At 69.2% G+C, this 18,814-nt stretch carries 11 protein-coding genes; 7 read left to right on the plus strand and 4 right to left on the minus strand.

Annotation, left to right across the window (positions count from 1 at the left end):
* The first annotated feature begins 162 nt into the window (after positions 1-162).
* A complete protein-coding gene (locus VN779_RS21300) occupies positions 163-615 on the plus strand; it encodes a hypothetical protein (protein WP_325726104.1) in 453 nt (150 codons plus the stop codon).
* 29 nt (positions 616-644) lie between these two features.
* On the opposite strand, the gene VN779_RS21305 is transcribed toward VN779_RS21300, so the two are convergent.
* Positions 645-3,380, minus strand: a complete 2,736-nt coding sequence (locus VN779_RS21305; protein WP_414639735.1) for a caspase, EACC1-associated type — start codon at positions 3,378-3,380, stop codon at positions 645-647.
* A 624-nt stretch (positions 3,381-4,004) separates the two neighbouring features.
* Here VN779_RS21305 and VN779_RS21310 point away from each other — a divergent pair.
* The 5 genes from VN779_RS21310 to VN779_RS21330 all read left to right on the plus strand — a co-directional run bounded on the left by VN779_RS21310 (position 4,005) and on the right by VN779_RS21330 (position 13,530).
* The gene (locus VN779_RS21310; protein ID WP_325726108.1) at positions 4,005-5,399 is read left to right on the plus strand and encodes a ricin-type beta-trefoil lectin domain protein; all 1,395 of its coding nucleotides are present in this window, start codon (positions 4,005-4,007) and stop codon (positions 5,397-5,399) included.
* Positions 5,399-9,970, plus strand: coding sequence for a carbohydrate binding domain-containing protein (locus tag VN779_RS21315; protein ID WP_325726112.1), 4,572 nt, complete (start codon positions 5,399-5,401; stop codon positions 9,968-9,970). The genes VN779_RS21310 and VN779_RS21315 overlap by 1 nt, the downstream gene beginning before the upstream one ends.
* A gap of 84 nt (positions 9,971-10,054) precedes the next feature.
* A complete protein-coding gene (locus tag VN779_RS21320; RefSeq protein WP_325726114.1) occupies positions 10,055-11,248 on the plus strand; it encodes a methyltransferase in 1,194 nt (397 codons plus the stop codon).
* 190 nt (positions 11,249-11,438) lie between these two features.
* A complete protein-coding gene (locus tag VN779_RS21325; RefSeq protein ID WP_325726116.1) occupies positions 11,439-12,593 on the plus strand; it encodes a hypothetical protein in 1,155 nt (384 codons plus the stop codon).
* A 160-nt stretch (positions 12,594-12,753) separates the two neighbouring features.
* The gene (locus VN779_RS21330; RefSeq protein WP_325726118.1) at positions 12,754-13,530 is read left to right on the plus strand and encodes a hypothetical protein; all 777 of its coding nucleotides are present in this window, start codon (positions 12,754-12,756) and stop codon (positions 13,528-13,530) included.
* 47 nt (positions 13,531-13,577) lie between these two features.
* Here the strand turns inward: VN779_RS21330 and VN779_RS21335 are convergent, their stop codons facing one another.
* Complete coding sequence (locus tag VN779_RS21335; protein WP_325726120.1) at positions 13,578-15,023, minus strand: class II fumarate hydratase; 1,446 nt, start codon at positions 15,021-15,023, stop codon at positions 13,578-13,580.
* Between the two features lie 30 nt (positions 15,024-15,053).
* Here VN779_RS21335 and VN779_RS21340 point away from each other — a divergent pair, with 30 nt between their 5' ends.
* Entirely contained in the window at positions 15,054-16,256 is a 1,203-nt protein-coding gene (locus tag VN779_RS21340) for a lactate 2-monooxygenase (RefSeq protein WP_325726122.1), read from the plus strand.
* A 47-nt stretch (positions 16,257-16,303) separates the two neighbouring features.
* Here the strand turns inward: VN779_RS21340 and VN779_RS21345 are convergent, their stop codons facing one another.
* Entirely contained in the window at positions 16,304-16,960 is a 657-nt protein-coding gene (locus VN779_RS21345) for a hypothetical protein (RefSeq protein ID WP_325726124.1), read from the minus strand.
* A gap of 194 nt (positions 16,961-17,154) precedes the next feature.
* Positions 17,155-18,798 carry an acyl-CoA dehydrogenase family protein gene (locus VN779_RS21350; RefSeq protein WP_325726126.1) on the minus strand — a complete coding sequence of 548 codons (1,644 nt, stop codon included), beginning with the start codon at positions 18,796-18,798 and terminating at the stop codon, positions 17,155-17,157.
* Positions 18,799-18,814: the final 16 nt, after the last annotated feature.

An 18,814-nucleotide genomic window follows, 5' to 3' on the forward strand; every position in this document is an offset into this window, starting at 1 on the left:
ACGCGGACGGGCAGTCCTGCTCTGTGCCTCGGTGACCGGGGAGCGACCCCGGCCACAACCATCCGACGATTACAGACGCGAATGGCCGCCGATCGGATGCAGCCTTGAACCCTTACGTCTACCGTCACGTGTTGAACAGTGACTGTGACGGACGGTGAGGCAATGATCAAGTACGGACAGGTGGGGTCGCGTCCCGAGACGGGGAGGCAGGCTCTGCTGCGCGTGCTGACTGCCGCCGGACTGGCCGTGGACGCGTACGTGCACGCGGACCTGGCCTCGGCCTACGATCCGGTACGCAAAAGCATCAGCCAGGGGGACCTGTTCCGCATCGAGGCCGGCGCGTCCGCGCTCGCCGCGCTGCTCATCCTGCTGAGCGCGCATCGCCTCGTGTGGGCGTTCGCGTTCGTCGTCGCGGCCAGCGGGGTCGGGGCGCTCCTGCTGTACCGCTATGTCAATGTCGGCACCCTGGGTCCGCTGCCGAACATGTACGAGCCCTTGTGGTTCCCGAAGAAGACCGCCGCGACGATCGCCGAGGCCGTCGCGACGGTGACCGCGCTGGCCGGTCTCGCGCAGGCCTCCGTGCGGCAACCTCGCAGCAGACGGCTGGCAGCTTAGCCGGACCGCTCTCAGGGCTCGCCTCGCTCTTAGAACTCTCCGCGGCGCTCGGTCAGGTGGTAGGCCTGGGCGTGCCGGCCGGCCTCGTGGAAGGCCGCGCGTAGATCCATGAAGTCGTCGCGGCGCGCGGCCCGGGTCAGCATCAAGTCCGCCTCAGCGTCGCAGCCGCGCGTCGCCAGGTTCGAGGCGAGCACGACCAGATCAGCGGGCGGCATGCTGGCGCCGAGGTGTTCCAGGTAGCGGTCCGTCTGGTCGGAGGCGCGCACCTGTCGCAGCGTGGCCAGGACGCGGCTGGGATCGGTACGCGTAGCCAGCGCGGTGATCAACAGCTCCCCAGCGGCTTGCGCTCCCTGCCGCGTCTCCGCGAGCAGCGCCATCGCCTCGACCGCCTCGATCGCGGTGGCCTGTGCGGCGAAGCTGTCGAGCAAACTGGCGGCGTCCTGATGCCGGCCAGCCTGAGTGAGCGCGAGCACCGCGGCGCACATCTGGTGCGGGGCGCCGCGGCCGAGGGCGGCGAAGAGCAGATCAGCCTCCTCATCCCGCTTGGCGGTTCGCAGCACACTGACGGCGTCGATGAACTCCTGCGGCGAGCGGGCACGCAGCTGCGGATCGAGCAGCGCCGCGGTCGAGCCTGACGTGGCGAGGGCGACCAGCGACCCGGCGATGTCCACCAGCGGCCTGCTGGCGACGCCGTCGAGCACCCGAGCCGTGTCCTGCTCGCTGCCGGCCTCCCACAGCTCTCGGGCCACCGCCCCGGCCAACTCGGCGGGACCCTTGGCGGCGAGCGTCAGGACGTGGTCCGCGTCCGCTTCCCGCTCGGCTGCGCGCAACGCCTCGAGCAGGCCGACGACATAACCGGGTCTGCCGCCGAGCACGCCGAGGATGAGCTTGTCGGCGTTGGCGGCCTCGCGGTGCCGCCGCAGCACGTCGATGTAGCCGACGGTCGCGGACGGTGGACGGCTGAGCGCGGCGGTGGCGTACGCGTGCACGGCCAGGTCCCGTTGCCGGCCCGCCTCAAGGTACGAGGAAAGGGCGACCAGCTCGACGTCCGAGTACGCCGGGACGGCGTGGCTGAGCAGCTTGTAGGCGAGGCCGGGGACCTTGGCGGAGGCCAGGTCGGTGGCGAGGTATGCGGTCAGCGACGGGAACGGGCCCACCGCCTTCTCGGCCGCGCCGAGCAGAGTGTCGATCTCCGCCAGCGCGCCGGCGTCGGACATGCGGTGCAGCAGCGCGGCGAAGCGGTCCGGCGGCCAGTTGCCGGCGGCGAGCTGTGCGGCGCGGGCGTAGAGCGCGTAGGAGTAGCGTTCCGCTCCCCCGGCCTCAAGCTCCTCCGCGAGCGTCAGCACCCTGCCTTCCTGCCAGTGCGTGGTGGCTTCGGCCAGCGCCGGGCCGATCTCGCTCGGCGCGCCGAGCTCCGAGAGCAGGTCGGCGAAGGGCTCGATCGCGGCGCCGGCCGGGGCGTGTCCGGTGGCCTCGGCGAACAGCAGCGCGGCCTGCGGCCTGCCGCCGCGCGCCATCAGCGCCCGCACCAGCCGTTTGATGTGGTCGGCCGGCCGGCGCGCGGCCTGCGCCAGCAGCCTGCCGCATTCCTCTCGGTAGCCGGACTGCACCAGCGCGAGCGTGATCTCAGCGCTTTGATCCGGCGGCCGCAGCAGCGCGACCGACCCGGCCTGGTCGGCCTCGGCCTCGCGGCCGGCCATTCGCAACACGACCAGCAGCAGCGCGACGTTCGGGGGCAAGCCGCGCGCGGCTACCCCGGCGAGCACCTCGTCGGCCACCTGTCCCCAGCCCGAGGTGCGCAGCTGCGCGGTCCAGTCGGCCAGGGCCGACGGCGCCATGGTCAGCGCGGCGTCCTGCCCTTCCGGCACCTTGGGCAGATTGTCGGTGTAGGTGCGATCAGCCGGATCCGGCTCGGCGGTGGAGCGCTCCTGCCCCGGTGCCGCGGCGCTCCCGGCTCCGGTCGCGCCGCTGTTTGCGGTGCCGTTCGCAGTGCCGTTCGCGGCGCCGGGCCCGGCGGACCCGGCTCCGTTCGCTTCCTGAATGTGTGTATTGCGGAGCAGCAAGACTCTCCGTTCGCCTTGGCCCGGCCACAGCCGGGGCGTGGGGAACTGATGGGCCGATAGGTCCTGGCCGACTTCATGGTGCAGCGCGGCCAGGTCGAGTGCGTCTCCGGCGTCCGCGACGCCGTGTTGCGCGGTACGGATCAGCGAGCCGGTGAACGCGGTCAACCGCTGCCCAGACGGCACCCAGGACTTCGCGTCCTTCGCGGTGGCGGCGAGGACCGAGGCACCCGGCACGGCCTCGAGGATCGCCGGTCCGGTGGAGTGCGTGGGCGGGGTCTCGCCGTCATAGCAGTAGTCGAGGATGACGATGCGGTCGGCGGCGCGGCCGGTGTCACGCACCAGCGCGGCGACATCCGGGTAGCGCAGCGCGCGGTAGAGCCGGGATTCCGACGAACCGGGCAGTGCGAAGTAGAGATCCGGGTGACGGGGCGCGGCCAGGGTGTAGCCGGCGAGGTAGAGGATGAGTGCCCCCGTCGCTGCCGCGGCCGCCTCGTAGACGACGTCGAAAACCGTCGCCGCGTCGGGCGGATTGCGCAGCACGGTGCAGTGCTCCGGGGCGAGGCCGAGCAGCCCGGGATCGGTGAGCAACGCGGACAGTTGTTCGACGTTCTCGGCGACGCCGGGTACCGGTCCGAGGTCGTCAGTGGGCAGATAGTCGTCCACCGCGATGAGGACCGCGCGCGACGTGCTCGGATCTTGCACTGGCAATGCCGCCCCCTCCCTCTGGGCCGCCGCAGGGTTCATCAGATGATCCTGCAACGCGACGGTAAAATCCGATGCCCATTCGAGCCGCTGTAACCGAGCCGTTACCGCTGTTGGGCATTGGGATCGATCCCACAGTGTAGGCACAGTTGAGCCCGCGAATGTCGCGCCCTGAAGAATACCGCGTGCGCCCATGAAAGCCGGGAAATCAACCACGGTGCGTTCTTGCGATACTTCTGCGCGCAATAAGCTGTTTTGCCCTTAGTGTCGCTTTACTCTGCGCCGAATCCGATCACCCTCGGCTCACTGGCAGGTGAACGTGAATGTGGCTCGGGTTTTTCCGGCTCTTCCGGACGGGCGTTCGAGCCGGTGTTCGGCCTGCGACGCGGCAGAACACCACTCTCTTGACGTTAGTTGTCCGCGACCACATACTCCCAACCACCACCCCGAAGCTCAGCGGTTGCGGAGTCGGCAACGGCTCGGAAACGTTTCCAAGCGCGGCTGGTCCGTGTCTCGTTTCCGACCTGCGGACGCCTTGAGCGCGAGCGCACAGAACCCAATACTGCTCGGACGGCTCGGCGCGGCCTGACGGGTGCAGGCGTCCAACGCGAGAGGTCGCATGCCATGATCGAAGAGACGCGAGGTCGCGCCAATCCCCCTGACCCCGCCGTACCCACCTCATCCACCCACACCCACTCCACCACTACGCGCCGATCGCGCGTCACGCGGCTGCTGCCCGGCCGCTGGTCCCGGCTGATCGCCGCCGGGGCGGCCGTCGCGCTGGTCGGACTGTTCACCGTCGCGACCACCCAGGCGAACGCGGCGCTGCCCGGCCCGCCCTCGGGCTGGACGCAGGTTTTCGCCGACGATTTCAACGGCTCCAACGGCAGCGGCATCGACGGACAGTGGATGTACGACACCGGCCAGGGCGTCTGGGGTACCGGTGAGATCGAGAACATGACCAACTCCACCGCCAACGTCCACCTGGACGGCGCGGGCAACCTCGACATCACCGCGCTCGGTTCCGGAAGCAACTGGACCTCCGGCCGGGTGCAGACCACCAGCGCGAACGTCGGCGCGCCGGCCGGCGGCAAGCTGGAGGTCACCGCTTCGCTTCAGCAACCGACCGGCGGCCTCGGCTACTGGCCGGCGTTCTGGATGCTCGGTCCGGGTCAATGGCCTGAGAACGGCGAGATCGACATCATGGAGGACGTCAACGCGCTCTCCGAGGTGGCGGGCACCATCCACTGCGGCGTCTCCCCCGGCGGACCGTGCAACGAGGGCAACGGAATCGGCAGCGGGCTGCGCGGATGCGGCGGCTGCCAGTCCGGCTTCCACACCTACACGATGATCCTCGACCGCACGAACACCTCGAACGAGTCGATCACCTTCTACCTCGACGGCGCGTCGTACTTCACCGTCACCGAGGGGCAGGTCGGCGCCTCGACCTGGCAGCAGGCCTTCGACCACAACCTGTCGATCATCTTCGACTTGGCGATCGGCGGGGCGTTCCCCAACGGCGTGTGCGGCTGCTCGACGCCGACTGGCTCGACCGCGTCCGGCGGCACGATGCGGGTCGACTACGTCGCCGCGTACACCACTAACGGCAGCGGCGGCCCGCCGCCTCCGCCGCCCGGCTCCGGCGCGGTGACCCTCGCCTACAACGGCCTGTGCCTCGACGTGCGTGGTGCCAACAGCGCCAACTTCACGCCAGTCCAGGTCTACACCTGCAACGGCACCAACGCGCAGCAGTGGAACTTCGTCCAAGCCGGCTCCACGCTGCACGCACTCGGTAAGTGCCTCGATATCAACGGAGGCGGGACGGCCAACGGCACGACCGTGGATCTGTACGACTGCAATAACACGGCCGCGCAGGTCTTCATCCCGCAGTCCAACGGGTCGCTCTACAACCCGCAGTCCAACAAGTGTCTCGACGACACGGGTTGGGGCGGCTCTGGGACGCAAACCGAGATCTGGGATTGCACCGGTAACTCCAACCAGAAGTGGAATCTGCCCTGATGTTCTCCCCCGTCGCTGATCGCAGCCGATCTCGGGCGCGGCGGCGAGCCATCGTGTACGCCGCGGTGCTCGCCCTCCTCGCGGGCCTGCTCGGGCTGGGATTCCAGCGGATCGCCGTGGCCGACACGGCCGCCGATACGAACATCGCACTCGGCGCCGAAGCCACCGCCTCCTCGGTCCAGGGGGCCGACACGCCGGCCTCCGCCGCCGTGGACGGCGACTCGACCACGCGGTGGTCTTCCGCGTGGAGCGATCCGCAATGGCTGCAAGTAGATCTCGGCGCGAACGCGGCGATCAGCGGCTTCTCGATCCAGTGGGAAGCCGCCTTCGCCACCGCGTACCACATCGAGGTCTCCAGCGACGCGACGACGTGGTCGCAGGTCTCTGCGACCACGTCGGGCGCCGGCGGCACCGAGTCCGTCTCGGTGCCGTCCGGCACCACCGGCCGCTACGTGCGGCTGACCGGCACCGCGCGCACCACCATCGGCGGCGCGCAGTACGGCTATTCGATCTTTGAGTTCCAGGTGCTCGGGCACTTCACCCAGCAGGCAGTGAGTACGAGCACTGACGCGGTCAGTCTGCAGCAGGGCACGTCGATAGACCTGCCGGTGAAGCTGAACACGGCCTCGACCGCACCGGTCACCGTGGACTACGCGACCACCGACGGCAGCGCGGTGGCCGGCGCCGACTACACCGCGGCCGCCGGGACGCTGACCTTCGCGGCGGGTCAGACCTCGCAGACGATCCATCTGGTCGCGCTACCGAACGCGCTGCACGCGCCGACCAAGACCTTCAGCGTGACGCTGGCGAACGCGAGCCCGTCCGGGACCGCGATCGGCCCGCGTGCCACCACGACTGTCAGTATCCTGAACAACAATCCGGTGCCCAGCGACGGGGCGGTGGCGACCGTCGACGACTTCGAGGGCACGGTCCCATTCAGCAGCGGCAATCCGGGCATCTTCACCTTCTCCTCCGACGCCGCATCGACGCCCACGCTCACCCAGGTCGCGGCCGCTGACCGGCCCGGCGCCGCGAGCGGCAACCACGCGTTGCAGGTCTCTTACAAGATCAGCGGCTGGGGCGGGTTCTCGCACGACCTGGCCGCGGCGCAGGACTGGAGCGCCTATGACGGCTTCAGCTTCTGGGTCAAGGGCACCGGTTCGGGCCAGAAGGTCGAGTTCGAGGTCAAGATGGGCGGCGCGGACGCAGAGCACGCCGAGCTGTGGCAGTCCTTCTTCACCGACGACGTCAACGGCTGGAAGAAGGTGCAGGTCGGTTTCGCGAACCTGAAGAAGCGGGCCGACTACCAGCCCTCTGGCGCACCGAACTCCGCGCAGATCTCGCTGGCCAGCATGTGGGGTTATGCGGTCAATCTGCCCGGCAACTCCACGAACACACTGCGGTTCGACGACTTCCAGGTCTACCAGTCGCTGCAGACCATCCAGGACTTCGAGGGCGCGAACCCGATCACGGACACCAATGGCGCGCTCGCGAACACCGGCGCGTTCTCCTGGGGCGGCGATACCAACAGCACCCCGACGCTGAGCATCGCGCAGCTCGACCGGCCGGGCGTGACCAACAACCACGTGCTGCGCGGCGCCTGGGTCTCCGACAGCAGCTACGGCGGCATGAGCTACGACCTGGCGACGAACACGCCGCAGGACTGGAGCCCCTACGCCGGCATCGAGTTCTGGTTCTACGGCCACAACCCAAGCAATGACGCGGTGCCCGGCTCCGGCGCCAAATACGAGTTCGAAGTGAAGATGGGCGGCGCGGACGGCGAGCACGCCGAGCTGTGGCAGACCTTCTTCACCGACGACTGGCAGGGCTGGCACCTGATCCAAGTGCCGTTCTCCTCGCTCAAGCGGCGCACCGACTTCCAGCCCTCCGGCGCGCCCGGCAACACCACGATCGACCTGACCACGATGCGCGGCTTCGCCCTCACCGAGCCGGCCGGCACGACCAACGGCGAGTTCGACGTGGACCAGTTCGCGGTCTACGGAATCAACACCGGGACCCTTGGTGCGCACGTGAGCACCGCTCAGGCCGTCTACGCGGTCAACCCCGGCGGCACCGCCACGGTCGGTGTGACGCTGACGACTGACGGCGGCAAGGCGTTGGATCACGACGTGACCGTCAACTACGCGCTCGGCGGCGCAAGCGCGGCAGCCGGCACGGACTACACCGATGCCAGCGGCAGCCTCACCTTCGCCACCGGTTCGGCCTCGGGCAGCACCCAGTCCTTCACGGTGCAGACGCTGCCGAACACGGCCGCCTCGACCGCGAAGACGATCCCGATCCAGCTGACGCCCACCGGCGCCGACGTGACCGCGGACAACCCGGTGGTGGTCATCAACGCGCACGGGCTGCCATATCTGGACTCTTCGCTGCCGGTCGCCAAGCGCGTGCAGGATCTGCTTTCGCGGATGACGCTGGATCAGAAGATCGGCCAGATGACGCAGGCGGAGCGCGGTGACCTGGCGCATCAGTCGGACATCACCGGAGCGGCGCTCGGCTCGCTGCTGAGCGGCGGCGGCTCGACGCCGACCCCGAACACGGCGCAGGCCTGGGCCGACATGATCGATTCCTTCCAGGCGCGGGCGCAGGCCACGGCGCTGCAGATCCCGCTGATCTACGGCGAGGACTCAGTACACGGAGACAACAACCTGGTCGGCGCGACGGTCTTCCCGCAGAACATCGCGATGGGCGCGACGCGTGACCCGGCGCTGGTGAAGCAGGACGGCCAGATCACCGCGACCGAGACCCGCGCGACCGGCGTCACTTGGGCCTTCTCGCCCTGCCTGTGCGTGGCGCGGGACGAACGCTGGGGCCGCACGTACGAGTCCTTCGGCGAGGACCCGGCGCTGGTCACCCAGATGGAGACCATCATCGACGGCCTGCAAGGGGACGGCGCGCTGAACAAGGACACCAGCGTGCTGGCGACGGCGAAGCACTTCGTCGGTGACGGCGGCACGACCTACGGCTCGTCGACCACGGGCTCGTACAAGATCGACCAAGGCGTCACTCAGGTGACGCAGGCTCAGCTGCAAGCGCTGTACCTGGCGCCGTTCCAGGCGGCCGTGCAGCAGCACGAGGTCGGCTCGGTCATGCCGTCCTATTCGAGCCTGCAGATCATCGGCAAGGACGCCGCGCCGATCAAGATGCATGCCCGCGCCGACATGATCGCCGGAGTGCTCAAGCAGCAGTACGGCTTCTCCGGGTTCGTGATCAGCGACTGGCAGGCCATCAACCAGCTCGGCCCGGACTACGAGACCGACATCGAGACCTCGATCAACGCCGGCCTCGACATGATCATGGTGCCGGACCAGTACACGACCTTCGAGAACGACCTGAAGGACCTGGTGACCAAGGGCCTGGTGGCGCAGTCCCGGATCGACGACGCGGTCAGCAGGATCCTGACCCAGAAGTTCCGGCTTGGCCTGTTCGAGCAGCCGTACGCGGACCGGACCAACGCCTCGACCATCGGTGACGCGGCGCACCGGGCCGTGGCGCGGCAGGCGGCGGCCGAGTCGCAGGTGCTGCTCAAGAACGCGGCCGGAGCGGACGGGAAGGCAGCGCTGCCGTTGTCCTCGACCGCGAACATCTATGTCGCCGGAAGCAACGCCGACAATCTCGGCAACCAGGTAGGCGGCTGGACGGTCACCTGGCAGGGCGCCTCGGGCAACACGGACGTGGGCACCACCATCTACCAGGGCATGCAAGCCGATGCGCCGAACGCGCACTTCACTTACTCGAAGGACGCCTCGGCTCCTACTACGGGCTCTGATGTCGGCGTCGTCGTGGTCGGCGAAACGCCATACGCCGAGGGCGTGGGCGACGTCGGCAACGGCCACACGCTCGACCTGACGGCGGCCGACAAGGCAGCCGTGGACAAGGTCTGCGCGGCGATGAAGTGCGTGGTGCTGGTCGTTTCCGGCCGGCCGATGAACATCGCGCCGATTCAGGCCGAGGCAACCGCGATCGTGGCCTCGTGGCTGCCCGGCTCGGAGGGCGAGGGTGTCGCCGACACGCTGTTCGGCAAGTCCGCGTTCACCGGCCGGCTGCCCGATACCTGGGCCAAGCAGGTGGACACCACCACTTCGCCTGTGGACGTTGGCGTACCGCATACGACTGGAACGTACGACCCGCTGTACCCGTATGGCTGGGGCCTGCGGACCGACTCGGAGAAGGCACGCGTTACCGCAGTGCGCGATGCGTTGGCCAAGCAGCCCAGCTTCATCGCGCAGTTTGGTGCGGTATCGCTCAGCGCGCTGCTGGCAGCAAAGGGCAACTGGAACGCGGACGGCTCGGTACGTAACCAGACAGTGGCGCTGGTGCTGATCGGACTCGCCTCCCCAGCCGTCTCCGGTACCTCGCCCGCAGCGGAGCAGAACGCGAACCTGCTGGTCTCGGTCGTGCGCGACTTCGCACAGCAGGCGATCACGGCGGGCGGAGCGGCGGCCATGACGAAGACCGCGGCGACGACGGCCGACGCCGAGCACGCCCTGCTCAGCGGCGAAGCGGAAGCGGCGATCAGCGGGTTGACCAAGGCGATGCTCACCGCGAAGTAGTCGCTCACCGCGCGGACAGTGCTCATCGAGAAGAAGGGACCTACGGGCGGCGTCCGGTCGGGCGCCGCCCGTACCATGTCCTGCGTGACCTTCCGCCTTACCGCCCGCTGCGTACGCGGCCTCGAGTGGCTTCTCGCAGCCGAAGTGGCGGGCATCGCGGACGGCGCGGCGCGCGAGATCACTTTCGGCGAACGCCAGGTGTCCTTCGAAACCGCCGAGATCGACGCGGGCTGGCTCGATCTGCGCACCGCCGACGATGTGCTGCTGGATCTGGGGACCTTGCACGGCGTCGACCACACGCGCGCCGCGGTGGCCGAGCTTTCCCGGCAGCTGGCCGGCATCGATTTCGGCACCGGGCTCGCCTTGGTGCAGCGAGCGCGTGGCGATGAAGGCGACGAACTCGGCGCGCTCGCCTTCGATGTGGTGGTGAGCCTGCTCGGCCGGCGCAACTACAACCGGTTCATGGTCGAGGACGCCGCCGGTGAGGTCGTGGCCAAGGCGGTCGGCGCGCGGTACGCCTCACGCAATCCCGCGGCCGGCTTCGGCCGGGCACTCGGGGCGGCGGAGGCCGAGTTCACGGTGCGGCTTTCGCTAAGCGGCGACTCTGTCGACGTCGCGCTGCGCCTCTCCCGCAAGCCGCTGCATCGGCGCTCGTGGAAGCTGGCCACCGGCCCGGGCACGCTGCACCCGCCGTTGGCGGCCGCGCTCGCCCGGATCGGCGGCCAAGGCCCGCTGGAGACGGCGCTCGATCCGTTCTGCGGCGATGGCACCCTCGCCATCGAAACCGCGCACGCCTTCCCCGGCGCCCGCGTCGTGGCCGCCGACCTGGACGCGGAGCGCTTAGGCAATGCCCGCGCGAACGCCGCGCGAGCCCGCGTCGCGACCCGTACGCGCTTCGTGCTGGCCGATGCCGGGCGTCCGACGTGGGCCGACGGACGGTTCGATCTGCTGGTCACCAACCCGCCGTGGAATCGGGCCGTGGGCGCGGCAGGCTCGCTGGCCGAGTCGCTCGACCCCTTCTGGCGCACAATTGCGGGCGCGCTCGCGCCGCATGGCCGGATCTGCACCGTGGCCGAGGCGGATCTCGAGGTTCCGTCACGACTGGATCGGGCTGGATACACGGTCGCGCTGGTGCAGACGATCCGCCTCGCCGGGCGCGTCTCGCACGTCATCCTCGCCGCGCCCGGCTACAGCGCCGAGGTCCGGCTGCCCAACACGCTCGACCGGTGGCGTGAGCGCGCGATCCGGGCCGGAATCGTGTCAGACGGTGGCTTTTAGGCGGCTCCTGGGCGGTGCATGCCGGAGGCGCCGCGGTGTCCAGTTGATCGGGACAGTCGTGTTCAGTTGAACGGGACAGTTGCCCGTCTCGTTGAGCGGGGCAGGGGTGTCCGCTCACGAGACAGGCAGCGGCGACCAGAAACTTCGCCGCGCAGTACCCGGCGGCGAGCGCACAGAGGACACTGGAAACATGGGAATCTCCGAGGTCGAGTTCCTCGGCCCGGACGACGAAGCCGAGCCGGAACCCGACGCTGCCGGCGCCGAAGGCCCGGCCGATTCAGCGGCCGGCTCAACCTCCCCAGCGCGATCCGAAGATGCAGCAGAGTCCGACCGCGAGGCCCTCGGCTCAGAGCCGCCGCGCCGCCGCGTCCAACTGCCGGGACTCGCGCTTCGCCGCCGGATCCGGGCGAACGCCTGGATCACGCCGGTCACCACGCTGCTGGCGGTGCTGGTCCTCGCAGTCGCCGGCGGCGCGTATGCGGTCGTGCGGCACCAGGACCGCACGAGCGACGACTTCGACGTCACGCTGATCTCCGCGCAGTACACGCTGCGGCAGGACGCCTCCGGCATCGATCTGGCGATGGCCGTGCAGAACATGGGCTCGACAATGATCGAGCTGACCGGGGTGTCGATCTACCAGCCCGGGCTGATCAGGTTCACGCAGGCCGAAGAGGCGCCCGGCGTCACCGAGTTCGAAGTCGGCTCGCCGCAGCAGTCCGCGTTCGGCCTCGGCACCGCGATCAATCCGGTCGCGATCTCCCCGCGCGACGTCGAAATGGTCACCGTGCCGTTCCGCTACGACTGCTCGAACCGGACCGACCCGGCGGTGACGCACACCGTGGGCATTACCGGATTCAGCTCGCGCGGCAACTCACGCACGATCCAACTCGCCCTCCCCCTCGATGCGACGCCCTGGCAGTCACGCGACGCACTGCGCACGGCGCTATGCGACCAGCCCTCGCCCCAGACCGACCTCAAGGTGGCGTACGGCGGTTACGGCGACACCATGGTGGGACTGACTCCGGTTCACTTCAATTACAGCCTGACGCTCACCGCGCCACCGAGCACCGTCGTCACGGTCAGCAGCATCTCGCAGGACAATCCCGGCATCAGCGCGACGACCGATCCGCCGGTGCCGGTTACCGTGCTCGACGGGCAGACCGTCCGGCTGACCGTCACCTGGCGCGTGATGAGCTGCGTCATCGCCACCTCGGTGCATTCGGCGCCCGGAGTGGAGATCACCGCTCTGGCGAATCAGACCACGCAGACCTGGGACGCGAAGCTCGGCGCGCAGTTCACCAAGGATCTGGACGCCGAGATCAGCACCGTCTGCTCCGGCGGCTAAGCCCGTCAAGGTCTCATATCTACCTCGAGGCCTCATATCTACGCAGGCCTCGGACACGCCATGAACCGCCACACCGCAGTAGCGCGTGCAGAGGCATGCGAAAGGGAAAGGCGGGCATGTTCGAAGCCACGCGCGCAGGATAGGACGGAGTGCCGCGATCGTGACCAGGACGATGTACGACGGCGTGGACGCGAGCAGACTGCCGACGAACGCGCAACTCGTCGCCGGTTACGTGGACGGGTTGTACGCGTGGTCCGCCGCCGATTGGGCGAGGTTCCCGCATTCGGTCAAGGTGCGCATCGCCGTGTTGTCGGGCACGAACGACGGCGAGGTGCTTGACGTCGAACCGGGCAATGCGACTCCGGCTGAATCAGTGGACTGGGTACTGCGGCGTCGCGGCGCGGGCGTGGACCCGACCGTCTACATGAACACCTCTACCTGGTCCACCGTGCGCTCTGCGTTCAGGGCGCGCGGGGTGGCCGAGCCGCACTACTGGATCGCCCAGTACGACGGGGTCGCCTCCCTGCCCGCCGGGGCGGTCGCCAAGCAGTACTACAACAACAACCAGGCGGGCTATGACCTGTCCGTGGTCGCCGACTACTGGCCCGGCGTCGACTCGGCGTCCGGGGGCACCTTCGCCGCGCGTCTCAGGAGGAACGACATGCACGTCGACCTGAAGCTGAACACCCCGGTGGTGTTCACCAATCCGGCGGCGGCGCTGGGCGGCAGCTCGACCATGCTGCTGGCCAGTGACTATGGCAACGCGACGGTGCGCGTGGCCACCTTCAGCTTCAAGAACAACAGCTGGACGGTGGTCAATCACACGGTCGCGGCGAACGGCGGCGCGGTGAGCATGCCGCTGCCCGCGGACACGAACAAGGTCTCGGTGAACGTGACGGACGGCGACGTCCCGGTCGGCCTCGACGTGCTCGCCTGATCGCTGTGCCGAGCTTGGGCGTGCCGAGCTTGGGTGTCCCGGTCTCGTCAGGACGGCGGGCGCGTCATCCCGAGCACGTCGAGCAGTTCGTCAAGGCGCTGCTCGCTGATCGCACCGGATTTGACGTGACCGCGGTCGATGACGGCCTGCCGGATCGTCGTGCCCTGCGACAGCGACTGCTTGACGATCTTCGCCGCCTCCTCGTAGCCGACGATCCGGTTGAGCGGCGTGACGATCGACGGCGAGGACTGGGCGTGCTCGCGCAGCCGGTCCACGTTGGCTTCGATGCCTGATACGCACCGCTCGGCCAGCAGCCGCGCCGAGGAAGCCAGCAGCCTGATGGACTCGAGCAGGTTGCGCGCCAGCACCGGCAGCGTGACGTTGAGCTCGAACTCGCCCGAGGCGCAGCCGAAGGCGACCGCCGCGTCGTTGCCGACCACCTGGATGCACACCATGCGCACCGCCTCCGGGATCACCGGATTCACCTTTCCCGGCATGATCGAGGAACCGGGTTGCAAATCCGGCAGCGCGATCTCGCCGAGTCCGGCCCGCGGCCCAGAGCCCATCCAGCGCAGATCGCCGCAGATCTTGAACAGGGCGAGGGCAAGGGCACGCAGCTGGCCCGAGCACTCGGCGAGCGCGTCGCGCGAGCCCTGCGCCTCGAAGTGGTTACGCGCCTCGGTGAAGGGCAGGCCGGTGTCCTCGGCGAGCCGCGCCACCGCGGTCTCGGCGAAGCCGGGCGGAGCGTTGAGGCCGGTACCCACCGCGGTACCGCCGAGTGGCAGCTCGGCCAGCCTGGGCAGCGCGGACTCGAGCCGCTGCACCGCGCGGCGGACCTGCGCCGCGTAGCCGCCGAACTCCTGGCCGAGGGTGACCGGCGTGGCGTCCATCAGGTGCGTGCGCCCGGCCTTGACCACCTCGGCGAACTGCGCGGCCTTGGTCGCCAGCGCGTTCTCCAGCAGGTCGAGCGCTGGCAGCAGGTCACGCACCAGCAGGTCGGTGGCCGCGACGTGAATCGACGACGGGAACACATCGTTCGAGCTCTGCGACGCGTTCACCTCATCGTTCGGGTGCACCGGCCGGCCGAGCCGTTCGGCCGCGAGCGTCGCGATGACCTCGTTGGCGTTCATGTTGGAGGAGGTACCGGAGCCGGTCTGGAAGACGTCGATCGGGAACTGCTCGTCCCAGCGGCCGTCCGCCACCTCGGTCGCGGCGGTCCTGATCGCCTCGGCCAGGTCGGGCTCGAGCACGCCGAGCTTTCCGTTCGCGGCCGCCGCCGCTGCCTTGATCCGGCCGAGCGCGCCGATGTGCGCCCGTTCGAGCCGCAGCCCGGAGATCGGGAAGTTCTGGACCGCGCGCTGCGTCTGCGCCCGCCACTTGGCGTGCTGCGGGACCAGGACTTCACCCATCGAGTCGTGCTCGACGCGCATGCCCTCGCGCGACTCGACGCGCCCGCGATCGCCGCCGGTCACGGCGGCGTCGTCACTGTTCATGCCGGTCACCTCCTCCTACCATCCTCACCTATGACCGCTTCCGATGTCCCGAACCCGGTCCCCGCGAAGGATTGGTCCGCGTTCCAGTTCGAGATCTACCTCAACGGCCTGGCCGGCACGGTGCCGCGGCTGCCGACCGACCTGACCCGGCTGGAGGAGATCGCCGAGCGGCGGCTCGGTCCCGGGCCGGTCGGGTATGTCGCGGGTGCGGCGGGCGACGGGAAGACGGTGCGGGCGAATCGGGAGGCGCTGGACCGGTGGCGGATCGTGCCGCGGATGCTGCGCGACGTGCGGCAGCGTGACCTCTCAGTCGAGCTGTTCGGCACGCGCGTGCCCGCTCCGGTCGCGCTGGCACCGGTGGGCGTTCTGTCGATCATGCATCCGGATGCCGAGCCGGCGGCGGCGCGCGCCGCCGCCGCGCAGGGACTGCCGTTCATCCTGTCTACGGCATCGAGCACGACGCTGGAGCAGGTGGCTGAGGCGATGGACAGTGTCAGCGCTGCGGCTGAACGATGGTTTCAGCTGTACTGGCCGAAGGATCGCGAGGTGACTGTCAGCCTGCTTACTCGTGCGGCGAAGGCCGGCTACCGGGTCCTGGTCGTCACCTTGGACACCTGGCTGCTGGCCTGGCGACCGCGCGACCTGGACCAGGCGTATCTGCCGTTCCTGCGCGGCGTCGGCACCGCCAACTACTTCTCCGATCCGGCGTTCCAGGCCGGGCTGGCCAAGCCGGTGCACGAGGACTTGAACGCGGCGGTGCTGCACTTCGCGCAAATGTTCGCCGATCCCGCGAAGACTTGGGCGGATCTGGCGTTCCTGCGCGAGCACTGGGACGGACCGATCGTGCTGAAGGGAGTTCTGCATCCAGACGACGCCCGGCGCGCCGCGGACGCCGGAATGGACGGCCTGGTCGTGTCGAACCACGGTGGCCGGCAAGTCAACGGCTCGATCGGCGCGGCGGACGCGCTGCCGGGGATCGCGCGGGCGGTCGGCGACCAGATCACTGTGCTCTTCGACAGCGGCGTGCGCAGCGGCGACGACGTGTTCAAGGCCCTGGCGCTCGGCGCGCAAGCGGTGCTGCTGGGCAGACCGTATGCGTACGGGCTCGGGTTGGACGGACAAGCGGGGGTCGAGCATGTGCTGCGGTGCCTGCTGGCCGAGTTCGATCTCACCCTCGCCTTGTCGGGCTACACCGAACCCGGCCAGCTGACGCCGGACGCGCTAGTACGTTAATGCGCTGACGCAATAACGCGCGAGCACTGAGTCGTCCTTGCAGATGGTTATCGCTTGGCTGAGATCGTCGCAGGCTTCTTCTTCGACGGGTGCTTTTGCGCTGCGGCCCGCATGGAGGCGGCGTGGCCGTCCCCGTTCTTCACGGCGGCCTGGCTCGGCAGCGGCCCGAAGATAAGGTTGCCCGGCGCCTGCGGGTCATCGCTGGTGTAGAACTCGCGGATCGCCTGCTGCACCTCCTTGACGTCCAGCAGGCCATCGCCGTTGCGGTCCACCGCCCGGAACGCGCGTTCCGCGTCGTCCGCGCACACGCCGTACGCGTTGAACCAGGTGGTGAGTTCCTCGATGTCCAGCGTGCCGCTGTCGTCGGCGTCGATGAGGTCGAAGATGGTCAGCGCGATCGGGCCGATGATCCGGTCATAGCCCTCCTCGGCCTCCAGGATGACCCGCTCGCAGGAAGCGACGAACTGCTGGCGGGAGATCATGCCGGTCTGCTGCTGGTCCATCCGGCGGCTCAGGGCCACCCACAGCCGCAGGTAGAGCACGTGCACCTTCTCGTACTGCGGCGAATCCGTCGCGAAGTCGAAGGCGCGGCACACGCTCGCCGAGGCCACGTCGTAGTCGTTCGCGGTGATGTAGCCGTCGCCGTCCATATCGAGCAGTTCGAAGCGGCGTTCGAGCTTGGCCCGCTGGAAGTCGCTGAGCATGAGCACTCCTTGCCTGGCTGGGGCGCGGCGTGGCCGGGTCGCGGGCGCGACGGTCCGCTGCGCGGTTCTCGCCCTCCAGTCATCCGGGTGCGCCGCCGGGCCGCATCCCCATGCATCCACGCAGGTGAAGGCCGAACCGGTGACGCGCGGGCGCTCAGCTGCGCACCTCGGCACGCCGCTTCAGCCGCACCGCCTCAACCGAGCCGCGGCTGTGCCCGATGCAGGATCGTCTTCGTGTCCGTACCGGCCGGGAGCGTGCCGAACGTGTGACCGGCGTTCCCGGCGAGGCGCGTGGCGCAGTATGCGTCCGCGACGGCTGTCGGCGCGTACCGGACCAACAGCGAGCCCTGGAGCACCGTCGCGAGCCTTTCGACCAGCCGCCGAGCCTGGAATTCCGCTTCCGCGAGATCGGCCAGGCTGGTCAACTCGTCACGCAAACGAGCGAAAGCGGCGTCGAAGCGTGAATCTGAACCCTGCGCCGCTCCCGCCTCCGCGAGAAACGCTTCCGCGCTTTCCGGCTCGCGGGCCAGCGCCCGCAGCACGTCCAGGGCGTTGACGTTCCCTGATCCCTCCCAGATCGAGTTGACCGGAGCTTCGCGCAGCAGCCGCGGCATCCCGGATTCCTCGACGTATCCGTTGCCGCCCAAGCACTCCAGCGCCTCGGCCGCGACCCCGATCGCCCGCTTGGTCACCCAGTACTTGCCCACCGCGACGCCGAGGCGGCGGAAGGCACGCTCGGCCGGATCCGCCGCGTCGAACGCGGCGGCCAGCCGGATGCCGAGCGCGGTCGCCGCCTGCGACTCGACCGCGAGATCGGACAGCACGTTGCGCATCAGCGGCTTGTCGATGAGTACCGAGCCGAAGGCCCGGCGGTGCGCGGCGTGATGTGTCGCCTCGGTAATCGCGCGGCGCATGATCGCGGCCGAACCCAGCACACAGTCCAGCCGCGTCATCGAGACCATCTCGATGATGGTCGCCACTCCGCGCCCCTCAGGGCCGAGCCGGCGTGCCCACGCGCCATCGAACTCGATCTCGCTCGACGCGTTGGAGCGGTTGCCGAGCTTGTCCTTGAGCCGTTGCAAGGAGATCCGGTTGCGGGTGCCGTCAGGTAACACGCGCGGCACGACGAAGCAGGTCAGACCTTCAGGCGCCTGGGCGAGGACGAGGAACAGGTCGCTCATCGGAGCCGAACAGAACCACTTGTGGCCGGTGAGCAGGTATTCGGCTTCTGCGTCGAGGGGCGCGGCCGCTGTCGTGTTCGCGCGCACGTCCGAGCCGCCCTGCTTCTCGGTCATCGCCATGCCGCACAGCAGCCCGGCCTTTCCCGCCGGCGCCCGCAGCCCGAAGTCGTAAATCAGGGACTTGAGTCCAGGCTCCCACATCGCCGCGGCCTCGGGATCGGTGCGCAGCGCGGCGATCCCGGCGTAGGTCATCGAGATCGGGCATCCATGCCCTGATTCCGCGGTGCTCCAGGCCATGAACCCGGCCGCGCGGGTCACGTGGGCTGCGGGGCCGCCGGACCAGGCGGCGCCGGCCAGGCCGTGCGAGACCGCCACTTCCATCAAGTGGTGCCAGGCCGGATGGAATTCGACCTCGTCGATGCGGTTTCCGTAACGGTCGTGCGTGCGCAGAACCGGCGTATACGTGTTCGCCTGCTGCGCCCAATGCAGGGTCCGGTGCGCTCCGGCGAGCCGGCCGAGCGTGGACAGGCCGTCGAGCGCGGCGCGGCCGCCGTGCCGGTCAACTGCCTCGACCAGGGTGTCGTCGCAGCCGAAAACGTCGTAATCCTGCAGCGGAGGCGCCTGATTCGGCGCGATGCGGGCGTCGTTGACCGTCATGTCGTCAGTTTGTCAT

It is taken from the genome of Actinocrinis sp. (genome assembly GCF_035605935.1).
Taxonomy (GTDB): domain Bacteria; phylum Actinomycetota; class Actinomycetes; order Streptomycetales; family Catenulisporaceae; genus Actinocrinis.

Coding starts and splice junctions, on each gene's coding strand:
- VN779_RS21300 (WP_325726104.1), top strand. CDS start 163: ATGATCAAGTACGGACAGGTGGGGTCGCGTCCCGAGACGGGGAGGCAG.
- VN779_RS21310 (WP_325726108.1), top strand. CDS start 4,005: ATGATCGAAGAGACGCGAGGTCGCGCCAATCCCCCTGACCCCGCCGTA.
- VN779_RS21315 (WP_325726112.1), top strand. CDS start 5,399: ATGTTCTCCCCCGTCGCTGATCGCAGCCGATCTCGGGCGCGGCGGCGA.
- VN779_RS21325 (WP_325726116.1), top strand. CDS start 11,439: ATGGGAATCTCCGAGGTCGAGTTCCTCGGCCCGGACGACGAAGCCGAG.
- VN779_RS21335 (WP_325726120.1), bottom strand. CDS start 15,023: ATGAACAGTGACGACGCCGCCGTGACCGGCGGCGATCGCGGGCGCGTC.
- VN779_RS21340 (WP_325726122.1), top strand. CDS start 15,054: ATGACCGCTTCCGATGTCCCGAACCCGGTCCCCGCGAAGGATTGGTCC.
- VN779_RS21345 (WP_325726124.1), bottom strand. CDS start 16,960: ATGCTCAGCGACTTCCAGCGGGCCAAGCTCGAACGCCGCTTCGAACTG.
- VN779_RS21350 (WP_325726126.1), bottom strand. CDS start 18,798: ATGACGGTCAACGACGCCCGCATCGCGCCGAATCAGGCGCCTCCGCTG.